This window comes from Caenispirillum salinarum AK4 (assembly GCF_000315795.1).
In the GTDB taxonomy this organism is placed as follows: domain Bacteria; phylum Pseudomonadota; class Alphaproteobacteria; order Rhodospirillales; family Rhodospirillaceae; genus Caenispirillum; species Caenispirillum salinarum.
On sequence record NZ_ANHY01000013.1, the window covers coordinates 115,447 to 131,846 of the forward strand.

The 16,400-nt window shown below is 67.9% G+C and carries 12 protein-coding genes; 7 read left to right on the forward strand and 5 right to left on the reverse strand.

The annotated features are described in order from the left end of the window. Nucleotides 1–18: 18 nt before the first annotated feature. Nucleotides 19–1,407 carry a peptidase S1 and S6, chymotrypsin/Hap gene (locus tag C882_RS23325; RefSeq protein WP_009541198.1) on the reverse strand — a complete coding sequence of 463 codons (1,389 nt, stop codon included), beginning with the start codon at nucleotides 1,405–1,407 and terminating at the stop codon, nucleotides 19–21. 282 nt (nucleotides 1,408–1,689) lie between these two features. Here C882_RS23325 and C882_RS13605 point away from each other — a divergent pair, with 282 nt between their 5' ends. Further along, complete coding sequence (locus C882_RS13605) at nucleotides 1,690–2,817, forward strand: phospholipase D-like domain-containing protein (protein WP_009541199.1); 1,128 nt, start codon at nucleotides 1,690–1,692, stop codon at nucleotides 2,815–2,817. Between the two features lie 132 nt (nucleotides 2,818–2,949). Here C882_RS13605 and C882_RS13610 read toward each other — a convergent pair whose 3' ends face one another. Both C882_RS13610 and C882_RS13615 read right to left on the reverse strand, forming a co-directional pair. Beyond that, the gene (locus tag C882_RS13610; protein ID WP_009541200.1) at nucleotides 2,950–3,990 is read right to left on the reverse strand and encodes a histone deacetylase family protein; all 1,041 of its coding nucleotides are present in this window, start codon (nucleotides 3,988–3,990) and stop codon (nucleotides 2,950–2,952) included. 128 nt (nucleotides 3,991–4,118) lie between these two features. Next, the gene (locus C882_RS13615; RefSeq protein WP_009541201.1) at nucleotides 4,119–4,532 is read right to left on the reverse strand and encodes a lysozyme inhibitor LprI family protein; all 414 of its coding nucleotides are present in this window, start codon (nucleotides 4,530–4,532) and stop codon (nucleotides 4,119–4,121) included. 646 nt (nucleotides 4,533–5,178) lie between these two features. Between C882_RS13615 and metK the strand changes: the two genes are divergently transcribed. Together metK and C882_RS13625 are read left to right on the forward strand one after the other, a co-directional pair. Beyond that, entirely contained in the window at nucleotides 5,179–6,354 is a 1,176-nt protein-coding gene (gene metK / locus C882_RS13620; protein ID WP_009541202.1) for a methionine adenosyltransferase, read from the forward strand. Between the two features lie 13 nt (nucleotides 6,355–6,367). Then, complete coding sequence (locus C882_RS13625) at nucleotides 6,368–8,044, forward strand: glycine/sarcosine N-methyltransferase (RefSeq protein ID WP_009541203.1); 1,677 nt, start codon at nucleotides 6,368–6,370, stop codon at nucleotides 8,042–8,044. A gap of 463 nt (nucleotides 8,045–8,507) precedes the next feature. On the opposite strand, the gene C882_RS13630 is transcribed toward C882_RS13625, so the two are convergent. After that, nucleotides 8,508–9,446: an AEC family transporter gene (locus tag C882_RS13630; RefSeq protein ID WP_009541204.1), complete on the reverse strand. Its 939-nt coding sequence runs from the start codon at nucleotides 9,444–9,446 to the stop codon at nucleotides 8,508–8,510. A gap of 4 nt (nucleotides 9,447–9,450) precedes the next feature. Beyond that, complete coding sequence (locus C882_RS13635) at nucleotides 9,451–10,074, reverse strand: TetR/AcrR family transcriptional regulator (protein ID WP_236262689.1); 624 nt, start codon at nucleotides 10,072–10,074, stop codon at nucleotides 9,451–9,453. 651 nt (nucleotides 10,075–10,725) lie between these two features. Here C882_RS13635 and C882_RS13645 point away from each other — a divergent pair. The 4 genes from C882_RS13645 (at nucleotide 10,726) to C882_RS13660 (ending at nucleotide 16,385) form a co-directional block, all read left to right on the forward strand. Continuing rightward, nucleotides 10,726–12,003 (forward strand): Zn-dependent hydrolase, encoded by a 1,278-nt coding sequence (locus C882_RS13645; RefSeq protein ID WP_009541207.1) that lies wholly within the window; start codon nucleotides 10,726–10,728, stop codon nucleotides 12,001–12,003. 57 nt (nucleotides 12,004–12,060) lie between these two features. Beyond that, a complete protein-coding gene (locus C882_RS13650; RefSeq protein WP_009541208.1) occupies nucleotides 12,061–13,461 on the forward strand; it encodes an NAD(P)-dependent oxidoreductase in 1,401 nt (466 codons plus the stop codon). A 33-nt stretch (nucleotides 13,462–13,494) separates the two neighbouring features. Further along, nucleotides 13,495–14,775: an NAD-dependent dihydropyrimidine dehydrogenase subunit PreA gene (gene preA, locus C882_RS13655; protein ID WP_009541209.1), complete on the forward strand. Its 1,281-nt coding sequence runs from the start codon at nucleotides 13,495–13,497 to the stop codon at nucleotides 14,773–14,775. Nucleotides 14,776–14,843: 68 nt separating this feature from the next. Next, nucleotides 14,844–16,385, forward strand: a complete 1,542-nt coding sequence (locus C882_RS13660; protein WP_009541210.1) for an NCS1 family nucleobase:cation symporter-1 — start codon at nucleotides 14,844–14,846, stop codon at nucleotides 16,383–16,385. Nucleotides 16,386–16,400 lie beyond the last annotated feature (15 nt).

Here is a 16,400-nt window from a genome sequence, read left to right on the forward strand (position 1 = left end):
CCGCCGCCGCGTCAGCCGTCACGCCACCGCGGCGTCGTCCCAGGTCTGAAGGTTCTCGAAGGTCACCATGCCGTCGTCGCGCACCGCGATGGTCAGCGGATCGCCCGAGCCCGACACGACGGAAACGCCCTCGGTGCTTTCCACCCAGTCCTTGAGCTGCTTTTCGTTGCCGATCTCGGCGCCGTAGCCGGGGTCGGTGAACGACAGCGTCTCGCCGTTGCGCCAGTCGGCGATGACGTCGTGCCCGAAGACGCCGTCCAGGACGAAGGCATCCTTGCCGCCGCCGCCCTCCAGCCGGTCATTGCCCGCCTCGCCGTTCAGGATGTCCGAGCCGCCGTTGCCCTTGAGCACGTCGTTGCCCTCGCCGCCCCACATGCGGTCGTCGCCCTGCCTGCCCTTGAGGATGTCGTCGCCCTCGCGGCCGTCCATGAGGTCGGTCTTGCCCGAGCCCACCAGCACGTCGTCGATGTCGTCGCCCATCATGCCGACCACGTCGGCGGCCGCCACCATCTCGGCCGCGGCGGGCGAAAGGGTGGTGATCGCATCCACCGACACCGCGTAATCGAAGTTGTCGATGATCAGAAAGTCGTCGGCGCCCAGGTCCTCGTAGATGGGCGATTTCAGCAGTTCGGGGAAGGACTCGGTGAAGCGCGTGATGTCGTGCTCCGGCGTGGTCGACGCCTGGAACAGCTGCGCCGCATACGACAGCGGGTTGGTGGGATCGTATTCGGGCGCCACGGCGCTGGGGTTGACGGCATACCAGATGTTGTTGATGACGTTGGCCGCGTCCTGGCCGACGATCTCGCCGATCAGGTCGTTGGTGAAGGCCAGTTCCACCATGGGCTTGTCGGGGTGGTAGCCGGTGACCGGCGAGTTGAAGGTGATGCCCTCGATGGTCAGGGCATCGTAGGTGCTGCCGGTGGTTTCCAGCCAGTCGAAGGTGCCGGTGGTGGCCGCGCCGCCCAGGCTGTGGCCGGTCAGCAGGATATCGGAGATGCCGTTGTCCATGGCGTAGTCGAACACCGTCTTCACCAGGCCCTTGAGGTCGTTGAAGTACTGCGACCGCAGCCGGTCGGCGTCCAGTGTCCAGTATTCCAGCATGTCGTACCACGGCTCCTCCGACGAGGTGCCGGCGAAGCTGATGGCGAGCGTGCCGTCGTCGCTCATCATCACCACGGCCGACGCATTGCCGTTGATGTAGAAGCCGGTGGTCGGGTCGAAGGTGCCGGGATCGCCGTCCGGCAGCGTCAGGTCCTCGAGCAGCGGCGACCAGCCCTCCACGGTGGCCGGGCCCGACCCGGGGCGGTCGTAGACGGCCAGCGACAGGCGGCTGGCGTCGATGATTTCGGCGTCGGTGAACCCGTTGACGTTCAGGATACCGGTTTCGGCGGTGGTTTGCGCAGGCATGGTCTGGGGGCTCCGTTTCGTCTCTCGCGCGGCAACTGTCGCAAGGGACGCGCTTGGAACGAACCGCAATAAGGGTGATCGCCGGCCGACGAAGGTCGGACGCCATACCAGACCGAAGAACCGTTGCGGTATCAGGATGCCTGCATCCTGCACGTCTTTCGGGCTTTCGTGCCGGAAGAGGAACGGACGTCGCACCCCGGCGTTCTTCCCCCGTCGGGTCGCCCGAACCGACCGTGAACTGACCGCGCCGCGCCGCGCCTACCGACGCCGACGGAGCCCTGCATGACCCGCGCCCTGCTCGCCGAGCCGCGCGACACCGCCGACACGCCCACCACCTTCCGCCTGTACCACGAGGTTGCCGAGGCATGGGAGGCCGTCGCCGACGATTTGGCGGCGGCGCAGCGCTCCATCGACTTCGAGCAGTACATCGTGGGCGACGACGCCATCGGCCGGCGCATCCTGGGCATCATGGCCGAGCGGGCGCGGGCGGGCGTGAGGGTGCGCGTGCTGCTGGACTGGTTCGGCAGCCTGGCGCTGAAGGACTCGGACGCGGCGCGCGACCTGCACGAGGCCGGCGGCACCGTGCGCTTCTACAACCCGCTGACGGCGCGCGCCGTGCTCATGGCGCCCACCCGCATCCACCGCGACCACCGCAAGACCATCCTCATCGACGGGGAAACCGCCTGGGCGGGCGGCATCTGCTTTACCGACCGCATGTGCGACTGGCGCGACACCTTCATGCGCGTCGGCGGCACCGTTCCCATTCCGATGGCAGAGATGTTCGACCTGTCCTGGCGCCGCGCCGAACACCCGACCGCCAAGCGCCGCATGACGCGCGAGGAGGCGGAACGCGACGTCTACCACCGGCAGGACGGGCCGTTCCGCTACATGGTCAACAGCCCGGAAAAACCCATCCGCCGCGACCTGTTCCGCTGCGTCCTGAAGCGCATCGACGGCGCGACGCACACCCTGCGGCTGACCACGCCCTATTTCGTGCCCGAACACCGGCTGCTGCGCCACCTGACCGCCGCCGCCCGGCGCGGCGTGGATGTGACGCTGCTGCTGCCAGAGGTGAGCGACCATCCGCCGCTGGACATCCTTGGCCGCGCCTTCGCCGAACGGCTGGTGCGGGCGGGATGCACGGTCCAGTTCTTCCGTCACCGCATGATGCACGCCAAGGTCGCCATCGTGGACGACGCCTGGGCCTGCGTCTCCAGCCATAACCTGGACCGCCTGAGCAGCCGCCTCAACCTGGAGAACGGCGTGACGTCCGAGGCTCCCTCCTTCATCGCGGCGTTGAACGACCAGTTCGACCGCGACCTGGAGAACAGCATCACCGAGCCGCCGGCGCTGGAAAGCTGGAAGCCGATGCTCGACCCGCTGCTGCGCCTGTTCGGCCGGGTATTCTAGCGCAGTTTGCGCTCTGACGCGGTCACGTCAGAGCTGCGTTCAGGCGCCACGCAGGCTCACGCGCCTGACCGGCGCGGGGTCGCAGTCGCGACCCTCTTCGCAATTCCCGGTTCTATTCGATCGGGAACTGTTCTAGCCCTCAAAGCCGTCAAGGAAGCTGGACAGGTTCGCCGCCAGGTGGTCGACGGCATAGCCGCCCTCCTGGATCAGCACTGTCGGCAGGCCGGCGCCCGCGATGGCCCGGCCCAGGCGCGCGAAACCGGGCGTGGTGACGGCGAAGGCGGCCAGCGGGTCGTCCTTGAAGGTGTCGAACCCCAGCGACAGCACCAGCACCGATGGCGCGAAGCGGGCCACCGCCGCCAGGCTCTCCTCCACCGCGCGCAGGACGGCGTCCTCGGACGATCCCAGGGGCAGCGGCAGGTTGAGCGTCGCGCCCAGGCCCGCACCGGCGCCGCGCTCGTGCGCATGGCCGGCCATGAAGGGGTAGAACTCCGCCGGGTCGCCGTGGACGGAGGCGAAGAACACGTCGTCGCGCCGCCAGAAGATGCCCTGCGTGCCGTTGCCGTGGTGCACGTCCACGTCCAGCACCGCCACCCGCGGCGGCCGCCCCCGGGCGGCGAGCAGCCGGCGCGCTTCCTCGGCGGCGATGGCGGCGTGGTTGAGGTAGCAGAAGCCCCCCGCCATGTCGCGGCCGGCATGATGCCCCGGCGGCCGGCAGAGGGCATAGGCCGCCCCCTCGCCGCCCGTCGCCACCGCCCGCGCCGCCGCCACGGCGCAGTCGGCCGCGGCGACGGTGGCGCGCCAGGTGCCCTCGGCGATGGGACAGGCGGTGTCGCTCATGTGGAACCCCGCCTGCCCGACCACGCTCGAGGGATAGGACAGCATGTCCGGCCCGCGATGGACGTTGGGAATGACCACCGGTGCCGCGTCGGGAAGCGCCGACCACCGCGCGAAGGCTGTTTCCAGAAAGGCCAGGTATTCCGGCGTGTGGACGGCTGCGCGCGCGGCGGGACCGGCGGCCGGCGCGTCCTCCACGCGGTCGCCGCGCGCCCGCAGCGCCTCCAGCACCGCCGCCACCCGCTCCGGCCGCTCCGGCACCGGCCGGGGCTGGCCGCGCACCAGGAATTGCGGCGGCTGGTGCAGGGCGGTGTCTGGGAGGTGGAAGCAGAGCATGGGGCGCGGGTCCTCGGGCTTTGGGTGTATCGCTCCATTGAGCGGCGGAAGAACCCGACCCGGCAAATAGGAAATCCCCATTCAGACCATAGCGCCACGCTATGGCGGACGGCCTCCGGCATTCCCGATCAGTACATGCTGGCGATATCTTCCAGTTCCCGCGCGCGCTCGGCGGTTTCCGACATCATGCAGTCACTGGCCAGGACACCGGCCAGCGTTCCGCCCATCGGGTCAGCGAAGAAGCCGCAGTTGGCATCGCGGTAGGCGATCCATGCCCGCTGCGCCGTCCGCAGGGCCGCCTTCCGGTCGTCGCTCAGCAGGCCCATGACGTGCTTGTAGGCCGCATTCAGGCGCGCATCCTGCCGTTCGTGCTCTGCCCAGATGCACTCCTTCATGTTGATGGTGACGCCGCCGGAAGCATCCATGCAGGCGCCGTATTTTTCCGTAAGCCCGTCGTCCTGGGCCACCGCGCCCGCCGGTACCGCCAATGCCGCAAGCACGGCAAAGCCCCCCGCCAGCGCCACCATCTTCCACTGTCGCATCGCCGTTCCCCTCCCGCGTTCTCGAACAGGCCCCGATGGTACGTAATGCCACAGCACACGCGCAAGTTACCGATGAGACATGGTGACGCGAGGTACCCGGCATCCTCCGCCGGACAACCGAGTCGGCGGAAACCGGGAGCGAGACGGCCGCCCCCATGCCTGGGTGCGTTCGTCCCCGCCGGTGCCCGCGCCGCCAAGCCCGAAGACGCCGGAAACAGCGGCCCAGGGGCGGCTTCGCGCATGCTTCCGGCACGGTCGTATGTTGCACAAAAATTAATCCGTGCCTCAAAAATGGCATGGCTGGGTTGGATCGGACGCAACCTTCTTGTATGATCCGGTCATTCCAGAGGATGACGCCGCCCCGAATCGGCGGGCGGCGCGCCCAGACCGACCGGAGCCGGCCACGCGCTCCGGACCCACATCGGCGCGAGTTCCAGATCCGATCCGGCACCACCGCAAGGGGGCCACGCGTCAGGAACAAACACAGCACGTTCGCACCGCGAACGGCAACCGGCACGCCTGCGCGACCGCCGGAGGAAGCCTCGCGTCCGACGACAACGCCATGTGCCCGAGGGCGGCACGGGCCCGTGCGGCAGACACCGCACGGCCGCCCGCCCCCGCGCCTGACAGAGGGAGCAAGAGAGCCTTGACGGACTCCTACATCTTCACGTCCGAATCCGTGGGCGCCGGCCACCCGGACAAGCTGGCCGACAACGTCTCCGACGCCGTTCTGGACGCGATCCTGGAGCAGGACCCCAAGGCCCGCGTGGCCTGCGAAACCATGGTGAACACCGGCATGTGCATCCTGTCGGGCGAAATCACCACCACCGCCAACGTCGACTACACCCAGGTCGCGCGCGACACCATCCTGGACGTCGGCTACGACGACCCCCGGTTCGGCTTCGACGGTCGCTCCTGTGCCGTGCTGGTGGCGCTGGACAAGCAGTCTCCCGACATCGCGCAGGGCGTCGACGAGGGCGCCGGCCTGGACCTCGACCAGGGTGCGGGCGACCAGGGCCTGATGTTCGGCTACGCCTGCCGCGAGACCGACGAACTGATGCCCATGCCCATCGAACTGGCCCACCGCATGACCGAGCGCCAGCGCGAGGTGCGCAAGGCCGGCACGCTCAAGTGGCTGCGCCCCGATGTGAAAAGCCAGGTGTCCGTGCGCTACGAGGGCGGCAAGCCCACCGGCATCGATGCCGTCGTGCTGTCCACCCAGCATGACGAGGAGGTCGATCACGCCACCCTGCGCGAGGCCGTCATCGAGGAAATCGTCCGCCCCTGCCTGCCCAAGGGCTTCCTGAACGACGACACCGCCTTCCACATCAACCCGACCGGCCGTTTCGTCATCGGCGGTCCTGTCGGCGACTGCGGCCTGACCGGGCGCAAGATCATCGTCGACACCTACGGCGGCATGGGCCGTCACGGTGGCGGCGCCTTCTCGGGCAAGGACCCGTCGAAGGTGGACCGCTCCGCCGCCTACGCCGCGCGCTACGTGGCCAAGAACATCGTCGCCGCCGGGCTGGCCGAGCGTTGCGAGGTCCAGGTGGCCTATGCCATCGGCGTCGCCCAGCCGGTGTCCATCCGCGTCGACTCCTTCGGCACGTCGAAGGTGCCGGAAGCCCGGATCGAGGCCATGGTGCGCGAGCACTTCGACCTGCGGCCCAAGGGCATCGTCGCGATGCTCGACCTGCTCAAGCCCATCTACCGCCCCACCGCCTCCGGCGGGCACTTCGGCCGGTCCGACTTCCCCTGGGAGAAGACCGACAAGGCCGAGGCCCTGATGGCCGAGGCCGGCAAGCTGGTGCCCGCGGAATAAGAGGAGCCGACCCATGGCGACCATCGACACCAAGGAACCGAACGCCGAACTGGTGACCAAGACCCAGCACTACGGCGACGATCCGCTTGCGGTGCGCGACAGCGACCATTACCGCAACGAGTACGTGAAGACCTTCGTGGAGAAGTGGGACGAGCTGATCGACTGGGACGCCCGCGCCGAAAGCGAGGGCCAATTCTTCATCGACATCCTCAAGGCCCGCGGCAAGAAGAAGATCCTGGACGTGGCGACCGGCACCGGCTTCCACTCGGTGCAGCTGATGAAGGCGGGCTTCGACGTCACCTCCGTCGACGGCTCGGCGGCCATGCTGGCCAAGGCCTTCGAAAACGCCAAGGACCGCCGCATCATCCTGCGCACCTGCCAGGCGGACTGGCGGTTCCTCAACCGCGACCTGCACGGCAAGTTCGACGCCATCATCTGCCTGGGCAACAGCTTCACGCACCTGCACGACGAACACGACCGCCGCCGCGCCCTGGCGGAGTTCTATGCCGCGCTGAAGCATGACGGCGTGCTGATCATCGACCAGCGCAACTACGACGCCATCCTGGACAATGGTTATTCGTCCAAGCACAAATATTATTACTGCGGCGACAAGGTGACGGCCGAGCCGGCGCACATGGACGAGGGCCTGGCGCGCTTCCGCTACGCCTTCCCCGACGGCTCGGAATACACGCTGAACATGTTCCCGCTGCGCAAGAACTACACGCGCCGCCTGCTGTCGGAGGCCGGCTTCCAGTACGTGCGCACCTTCGGCGACTTCCAGGAAACCTACCAGGAGGACGACCCCGACTTCTTCATCCACGTCGCCGAGAAGACCCACGAGCGGGGCCGCAGCGACCACGACCGCGAGAAGATCGCGTCGGTGGCCGAGACCTATTACGACAGCGGCGACGCCGACAACTTCTACTTCACCATCTGGGGCGGCGAGGACATCCACATCGGCCTGTACTCCGACAAGGCCGGGGAGACCATCAAGGAGGCCAGCCGCCGCACGGTGGACACCATGGCCGAGCAGGTCTCGCTGGACGAGACCTCCCGCGTGCTCGACATCGGCGCGGGCTACGGCGGCGCGGCGCGGCGCCTGGCGGCGACGCGCGGCTGCACGGTGCACTGTCTCAACATTTCCGAGACGCAGAACGCCACCAACCGCCGACTGACCGAAGAACAGGGCCTGTCGGACAAGGTGACCGTGGTGCACGGCAGCTTCGAGGACATCCCCGAGCCCGACAACCGCTTCGACGTGGTGTGGTCGCAGGACGCCATCCTGCACTCGGGCGATCGCGAGCGGGTGCTGGAGGAAGCCTTCCGGGTGCTCAAGCCCGGCGGCCACCTGATCTTCACCGATCCGATGGAAGCCGACGACGTGCCCGAGGGCGTGCTGCAGCCGGTCTACGACCGCATCCACCTGGAGAACCTGGGCTCCATCGGCTTTTACAAGGACGCGGCGACCCGCGTCGGCTTCGACGTGGTGTCGGTCACCGATTACACCGGCCACCTGCCCACCCACTACGGTCGGGTCGCAGAGGTGCTGCGCGAGGAGTACAACCAGGTCGCCAAGGTGTGCAGCCGCGGCTACATGGACCGCATGCTGGTCGGCCTGGACAACTGGGTGAAGGCCGGCAGCGCCGGTCATCTGGCCTGGGGCATCCTGCACTTCCGCAAGCCGGAGTAACGGTGTTTGATGCGAGGGAGGTCCGGCCTCCCTCGCGCTCCCGCGGTGAGTGAGGCGGGTGGCTGATGGTGTGCGGTCGGCCATGCGGCGCGGCGGGGTGGTCGGCACCGTATGTGGATTCCTGCTTTCGCAGGAATGACGGTCATTTTCATGTTGTACGCCTCGATGATTGAAATCATCGAGGCTGCGTTCAAGCGGCACGCAGCCTCACGCGCCAAAAGGCGCGGCGGCCAGTCGGCCTTGCCGGGCGACGAGTGTACGGTTTCATGTGTCGCCCGGTATTATAGAACAATAGCTTAGAAAAACCCCGTCACCCCTGCGAAAGCAGGAGCCCACAGACGCCGTAAGCCGCCCTTGCGATACCGCACCCACTCCCCCTAATCAGAAAAAGTGGAGGACTGGAGGCTTCCGCCTCCAGCGGGGTTTGGGGCTGGCCCAAGCGGCGCCAGCCGCTCATCCCCCCTCAAGGCGCCGGCAGCGTGGCGATCAGCGCCGTCAGGGTCACCACCGACAGCACGGTGGACAGTAGCACCACCGCCGTCGCCCGGTTGACGTAGATGTCGAACTTGCGCGCGAAGACGTAGACGTTCGCCCCCGCCGGCATGGCGCCGGCCAGCACGGCGACTGTCACCCATTCGGGCCGCAGGTCGAAGACCAGGGCGGCGAAGACCCACACCAGCACCGGCAGCACCAGAAGCTTCAGGGCCGTCATCACCAGCGCCTCGCGCAGGTCGCCGGCGATGCGGCACGTCGCCAGCGTCGCCCCCACCGCGAACAGCGCCACCGGCGCGGCACCCCGGCCGATGAGCGCCAGCGTCTCGTCCACCACGCCCGGCAGGCGCAGGCCGAGCATGCCGAACACCAGCCCCGACAGCGCCGCGATGACGATGGGGTTGAGGAACACCGACTTGAGCGTCCCGCCCAGGCGCCGCACCCAGCTGCCGCCGCCGCTGCGCCCGGCCTCGATGGCAAGCGTCGTGGCGGTGAACAGGATGGCCGAGTGCACCATGATGATGAGCATCAAGGGCACCAGCCCGGCATCACCATAGGCCCGCTGGACCAGCGGCAGCCCCACCAGCACCAGATTGCCGAAACCGCCCGACATGGCGGCCAGTCCGCAGGCCTCCGTGCTGTTGCGGAAGACGAAGCGCGACACCAGCCAGCCCAGCGCGAAATGCAGCAGGGCGGCCGAGAAGAACCCGGCGATCAGGCGGGCGTCGAAGCGCCCCTCCACCGCGCCGTTGGCAAGGGTGCGGAACAGAAGCGCCGGGATTGCCAGATAGAAGACGAAGTTGACGATGCCGGATACGCCGGCCTCGGAAATGAGCGACCGGCGGGCGAAGATCCACCCCAGCGCCATGACGCCGAAGATGGGCAGGACGATGCCGAGGGTTTCCGCCACCGCGTCAGTCCGCGCCGGCCAGCAGACCGCGCAGGATGATGCGCGTCAGCGTCTCGGCCGCCGTCTCGAAATCAGCGTCCTCCAGGTCGTCCTTGCCGAGCACGGCAGCGACCTGCACGCCGAAGTCGGCGTAGGTCTGCGTCGTCGCCCAGATCATCACCAGCAGGTGGTGCGGGTCGACGGGGCGGATGCGGCCCTGCGCGATCCACTGCTCGATCACCCGTGCCTTGGCGTCCGTCCAGTCCTTCAGCGTGGTCCGCAAATACCCGATCAGGTTGGGCGCGCCGTGGATGATCTCGTTGGCGAAGACCTTGCTGCCCAGCGGCCGCTCCCGCGACAGGCGCAGCTTCAGCCGCACGTAGTGGGAAATGGCCTCTTCCGGGTCTTCGATCGAATCGAACTCGGCCGCCGCCGCGAACCAGGTGTTGACGATGTCTTCCAGCACCTGGTGGTACAGGTTCTCCTTGGTCTTGAAATAGTAGTGCAGATTGGCCTTCGGCACGCCGGCCAGTTCCGCGATGCGGCCGGTGGTCGCGCCCTTGTAGCCGAATTCGGCGAACACCTGCTCGGCGGCGCTGAGTATAAGCGCCTGAGTTTCCTCACGGTTACCGGATTTACTGGACTTCAATGCGGGTTTTCGCGCCGAGGCCATGTCAATTTCCCAGAAAATTGCTCGAATACCAACTTGACCAATCGGTCAAGCGATGGCTAGCATGAATGTGTCGGAAGCGGACTCGACCCACAAAAACCATAAGGGCGCGTCCGTGTCCACCGGAGCTAGGGAGGCGCCGATGGACGCACCGACGGAAACGTCTCGGGAAAGGTGAGCCGCGGGCTGGTGCCCGGAGGACTCGACACGCCACCCGATACACCCGCCCATCCTGCGCGCACGGGATGGCGAAAACTGGGAGATCACCATGCGCGACATCATCCTCAGTACCCCCGATACCACCTGACGACGGACCGCCGCGGCCGCGTCAGCGCCGTCGACCGTCTACACGATTAGCGCATCACCTGTGCCCAAGCCGCCGGCCGCACCCGACCTGCGCGGCGGCTGACGGGAAAGGTGTATCCGCACGCGGATGATCCTCCGCCTCTTCGCCCGTGATCGCGGGGGAAGACGCTCGCGCCTTGCCGCATTGCCGGCGGGGCGCGGCGCCGGGAGAGGTCTGTCCGCACCGACCATGACCGCCGCGTCCGGCTCCCCCGCCGGCCGCGAACGCCTCCGGCTTGCCCGACGCCAGCGGCCCGGAGGCACCCCCGACCCAGGGAGCACACGATGACCGCGCTTCAGAACCTGAAAATCAACGGCGAGCGCCTGTGGGACAGCCTGATGGAGATGGCGAAGATCGGCGCCACCCCCAAGGGCGGCGTCTGCCGCCTGGCGCTGACCGACCTGGACAAGCAGGGCCGCGACCTGTTCGTGCAGTGGTGCAAGGACGCCGGCTGCACCATCCGCGTCGACAAGATGGGCAACATCTTCGCCCGCCGCGAGGGCAGGAACCCCGCCCTGCCGCCCATCGTCACCGGCAGCCACCTGGACAGCCAGCCGACGGGCGGGCGCTTCGACGGCGTCTACGGCGTGCTGGCGGGGCTGGAGGTGATCCGCACGCTGAATGACCTGAACTACGAGACCGAAGCCCCGGTCGAGGTCGCGGTCTGGACCAACGAGGAAGGTTCGCGCTTCGCGCCGGCCATGGTGTCCTCGGGCGTCTTCGCGGGCGTGTTCGACCTGGACTACGGCCTGTCGCGCAAGGACCAGGACGGCAGGACCATGGGCGAGGAGCTGGAACGCATCGGCTACTCCGGCCCCGACGACGCCAGCCACGCCGCCCACCCCGTCGGCGCCTACTTCGAGGCCCACATCGAGCAGGGGCCGATCCTGGAAGCCGAGGACAAGACCATCGGCGTGGTCACCGACGCGCAAGGGCAGCGGTGGTACGAGGTCACCTTCACGGGCGTGGAAAGCCACGCCGGCCCCACCCCCATGAACCGCCGCAAGGACGCGCTGCTGGGCGCGGCGCGGGTGGTGGACGCGGTCAACCGCATCGGCCTCAAGCACGCGCCCACCGCCTGCGCGACGGTGGGCATGATGACGGTCTACCCCAACTCGCGTAACGTCATTCCCGGCAACGTCTTCTTCACCATCGACTTCCGCCACCCGTCCGACGACGTGCTGGCGGAGATGGACCGCGAGATGCGGGCCGAGGTCGACCGTATCGCCGCCGAGATCGGCCTGGACTGCCAGCTTGAGCAGATCTTCTACTACAAGCCCGTGAAGTTCGAGGAAAGCTGCGTCGCCGCCGTCCGCAAGGGCGTGGAGGAAGGCGGGTTCAGCGTCCGCGACATGGTCTCGGGCGCCGGGCACGACGCCTGCTATCTGGCCCGTGTCGCGCCCGCCGGCATGATCTTCGTGCCCTGCATCGACGGCATCAGCCACAACGAGGTGGAAGACGCCAAGCCCGAATGGATCGCGGCGGGCTGCGAGGTGCTGCTGCACGCCATGCTCCAGAAGGCCAACGAAACCGCCAAGGCGACACCGGAGCCGGCCGAGTAAGGCCGCCTGCCCGCCTGTCCCAACGATCACAGAAGAACGGGGAGCACCATGGGAACCATGGGAGACATCAAGGCCGGCCGCCTGGACGCGGCGGCCCTGGCGGACAACTTCGCCGACGCCCACCCGCCGCTGGACGACAAGAACGCCGTCATCGAGGCCAGCCGCTGCTACTACTGCTATGACGCGCCGTGCATCAAGGCCTGCCCGACGGGCATCGACATCCCCAGCTTCATCAAGAAGATCACCACGGGGAACCTGAAGGGCTCGGCGGCCGATATTCTTTCCGCCAACATCATGGGCGGCATGTGCGCCCGCGTCTGCCCGACGGAAATCCTCTGCGAGGACAAGTGCGTCCGCAACGCCGAGGGCCACAAGCCGGTCGAGATCGGCAACCTGCAGCGCTACGCCACCGACAAGCTGTTCGCCGCCGGCACACAGTTGTTCGAGCGCGACGCGCCGACCGGCAAGCGCATCGCCGTGGTCGGCGGCGGCCCCGCCGGCCTGTCCTGCGCCCACCGCCTGGCCGTGCTGGGCCATGACGTGACGGTGTTCGAGGCCCGCGAGAAGCTGGGCGGGCTGAACGAATACGGTATCGCCGCCTACAAGACCGTCGACGACTACGCGGCGCGGGAAGTGGACTACATCCTGTCCATCGGCGGCATCACCGTGCAGACGGGCAAGGCCTTGGGGCGCGACTTCAGCCTCGCCGACCTGCGCGCCCAGTACGACGCCGTGTTCCTGGGCCTGGGCCTGGGGGCGGTGAACGCGCTCCGCTGCGACGGCGAGGACCTGAACGGCGTCTACAACGCCGTGGACTTCATCGCCGATATCCGCCAGGCACAAGACCTGTCCGCCCTGCCCGTCGGCCGCCGCGTGGTGGTGATCGGCGGCGGCAACACCGCCGTCGACGCCGCCGTGCAGACCAGGAAGCTGGGGGCGGAAGACGTCACCCTCGTCTACCGCCGCGGCAAGAACACCATGTCCGCCACCTGGGTGGAGCAGGAGTTCGCGCAAGTAAACGGCGTCACCGTCAAGCACTGGCTCGCTCCCAAGCGCGTCATCGCCGAGGACGGCACGGTCACGGGCGTGGAGTTCGCCTACACCGCCACCGGCCCCGACGGCAAACTGACCGAAACCGGCGAGACCGCCGTCATCCCCTGCGACACGGTGCTCAAGGCCATCGGCCAGATGTTCGTGCCCGCCACCATCTCCGACGACGGCGCGGCGGTGCTGGACCTGGACGGCGGCCGCATCGCGGTGGATGAAACCCGCCGCACCTCGGTGGACGGTGTGTGGGCCGGCGGCGACTGCGTGGCCGGCGGCCAGGACCTGACGGTGCAGGGCGTCGAGGACGGCAAGATCGCCGCCCACGCCATCGACGCCTGGCTGCGCGCCGGCATCGCCACCGGCACGGCCGCCGAGCCCGGCGCCGGCGCCACCGCTTCCCAGCCCGCCTGACGCGCGCCCTGACAAGCTAAAAGGAACCGAGACATGGCGGACCTTTCCTGCACCATCGCCGGCATCAAGTCGCCCAACCCCTTCTGGCTGGCGAGCGCGCCGCCAACCGACAAGCAGTACAACGTCGAGCGCGCCTTCCGCGCCGGCTGGGGCGGCGTCGTGTGGAAGACGCTGGGCATCGACCCGCCGGTGGTCAACGTGTCGTCGCGCTACGGCGCCATCGACTACAACGGCACCCGCATGGCGGGGCTCAACAACATCGAGCTGATTACCGACCGGCCGCTGGCCGTCAACCTGGCGGAAATCGCCGACGTCAAGAAGAAGTGGCCCGACCGCGCCGTCATCGTCAGCCTCATGGTCCCGTGCAATGAGGAAGACTGGAAATACATCCTGCCGCTGGTGGAGGAAACCGGCGCCGACGGCGTGGAGTTGAACTTCGGCTGCCCCCACGGCATGTCCGAGCGCGGCATGGGCGCGGCCGTCGGGCAGGTGCCCGAATACGTCCAGATGGTCACCGGCTGGGTGAAGAAGTATTCCAGCCTGCCCTGCCTGGTGAAGCTGACGCCGAACATCACCGACGTCCGCCACCCCGCCCGCGCGGCCAAGAACGGCGGAGCGGACGGCGTGTCGCTCATCAACACCATCAACTCCATCGTCTCGGTGGACCTGGACGTCATGGCGCCCACCCCCACCGTCGACGGCAAGGGCACCCACGGGGGCTACTGCGGCCCGGCGGTCAAGCCCATCGCGCTGAACATGGTGGCGGAAATCGCCCGTGACCCGGCCACCCACGGCCTGCCCATGTCGGGCATCGGCGGCATCTCCACCTGGCGCGACGCGGCGGAATACATCGCGCTGGGCTGCGGCTCGGTCCAGGTGTGCACGGCGGCCATGCACCACGGCTTCCGCATCGTCGAAGACATGATCGACGGGCTGAGCAACTGGATGGACGCCAAGGGCTACCGCACCATCGAGGACTTCCGCGGCATGGCGGTCGGCAACGTGACCGACTGGAACCAGCTGAACATGAATTACGACATCAAGGCCCGCATCGACGATGACAAGTGCATCAAGTGCGGCCTGTGCCACATCGCCTGCGAGGACACGAGCCACCAGGCGATCCGCTTCCACCAGGGAGCGGAGCCCGACGACCGCAAGTTCGAGGTCGTCGACGAGGACTGCGTCGGCTGCAACCTGTGCATGCTCGCCTGCCCCGTGCCGGACTGCATCACCATGGAGCGCGTCGACGACGGGGAGACGTACCGGAACTGGACCCAGCACCCCAACAATCCGATGCGCAAGGAACCCGCCTGAGCCCCCAAAAGGGGCTCTGAAGAAGCGGGAGCGCCCCTCCCCCACGGGATAAACAGGGAGCTTCTCTCATGACTGAGACCAACTATACGGAAGTCCGGGACGAATTCGGCGTCGCGCACGAGCGCTTCGCCGGCGCCGATCCCGGGCTGTACAACGAGGATCTCGCCCCCTCCACCCCGGAGGCACGGACATGGCAGTGGTCGTCCATCGCCGCCCTTTGGGTCGGCATGGTGGTCTGCGTGCCCACCTACATGCTGTCGGCGGGCCTGGTGTCGGAGGGCATGGCCTGGTGGCAGGCGGTGCTGACGGTGCTGGCCGGCAACGTCATCGTGCTCATTCCCATGATGCTGATCGGCCATGCGGGCGCGAAGCACGGCATCCCCTTTCCGGTGCTGCTGCGGTCCTCCTTCGGCACGCGCGGCGCCAAGCTGCCGGCGCTGATGCGCGGACTGGTCGCCTGCGGCTGGTTCGGCATCAACACCTGGGTCGGCGGCATGGCGATCTACGTCATCCTCAACACCCTGACCGGCGACGTCTTCAAGGGCGATCCGCTGCCGTTCCTCGGCATCGACATCGCGCAGACCCTGTGCTTCCTGGCCTTCTGGGCGCTGCACGTCTGGTTCATCCGCCACGGCACGGAAAGCATCCGCTGGCTTGAGAACCTGGCCGCGCCCTTCCTGCTGCTGATGGGCCTGGCGCTGCTGGGCTGGGCCTACATCCAGGCCGGCGGCTTCGGCGAGATGCTCTCCACCCCCTCGGCCTTCGTGGAAGGCGGCGACAAGGAGGGCCAGTTCTGGAGCGTGTTCTGGCCGGGGCTGACGGCCATGGTCGGGTTCTGGGCCACCATGGCGCTGAACATCCCCGACTTCACCCGCTTCGCCCGCAGCCAGAAGGACCAGGTGGTCGGCCAGATGATCGGCCTGCCGCTGCCCATGGCGCTGTTCGCCTTCATCGGCGTGGCCGTCACGTCGGCCACCGTCGTCATCTTCGGCGAGCCCATCTGGGACCCGGTCGCGCTGGCCGGCAAGATGGGCGGTGTCGGCATCATCGTGGCGCTGGCCGCCCTGATGGTCGCGACGCTGACCACCAACCTGGCCGCCAACGTGGTGGCGCCGGCCTACGGGTTCTCCAACCTCGCGCCCAACAAGATCAGCTTCAAGATGGGCGGCTACATCACCGCCGGCATCGGCATCGCCATGTTCCCCTGGAAGCTGCTGGAGACGGCGGGGAGCTACCTGTTCACCTGGCTGGTGGGCTACTCGGCGCTGCTGGGTCCTATCGCCGGCATCCTGATCGTCGACTACTTCCTGATCCGCAAGACCGCGCCCAAGGTGTCGGACATGTTCCGCGCCCACGGCCGCTACACCTACACCAACGGCTGGAACTGGGTCGCCATCTTTGCGTTCGCGGTGGGTGTCCTGCCCAACCTGCCGGGCTTCCTGGATGCCGCCGGCCTGATCGAGGGCGTCGGTCCCTTCTGGAAGACCCTCTACGGCTATGCCTGGTTCGTCGGCCTGTTCATCGCCGGCCTGCTCTACGGCGGCCTGATGTGGGGCAAGCGGCACGCCGAGGCCGCGCAGATGGAAACCGAGGCGGCCCCCACCGCCTGACCATGCCGCAACGGG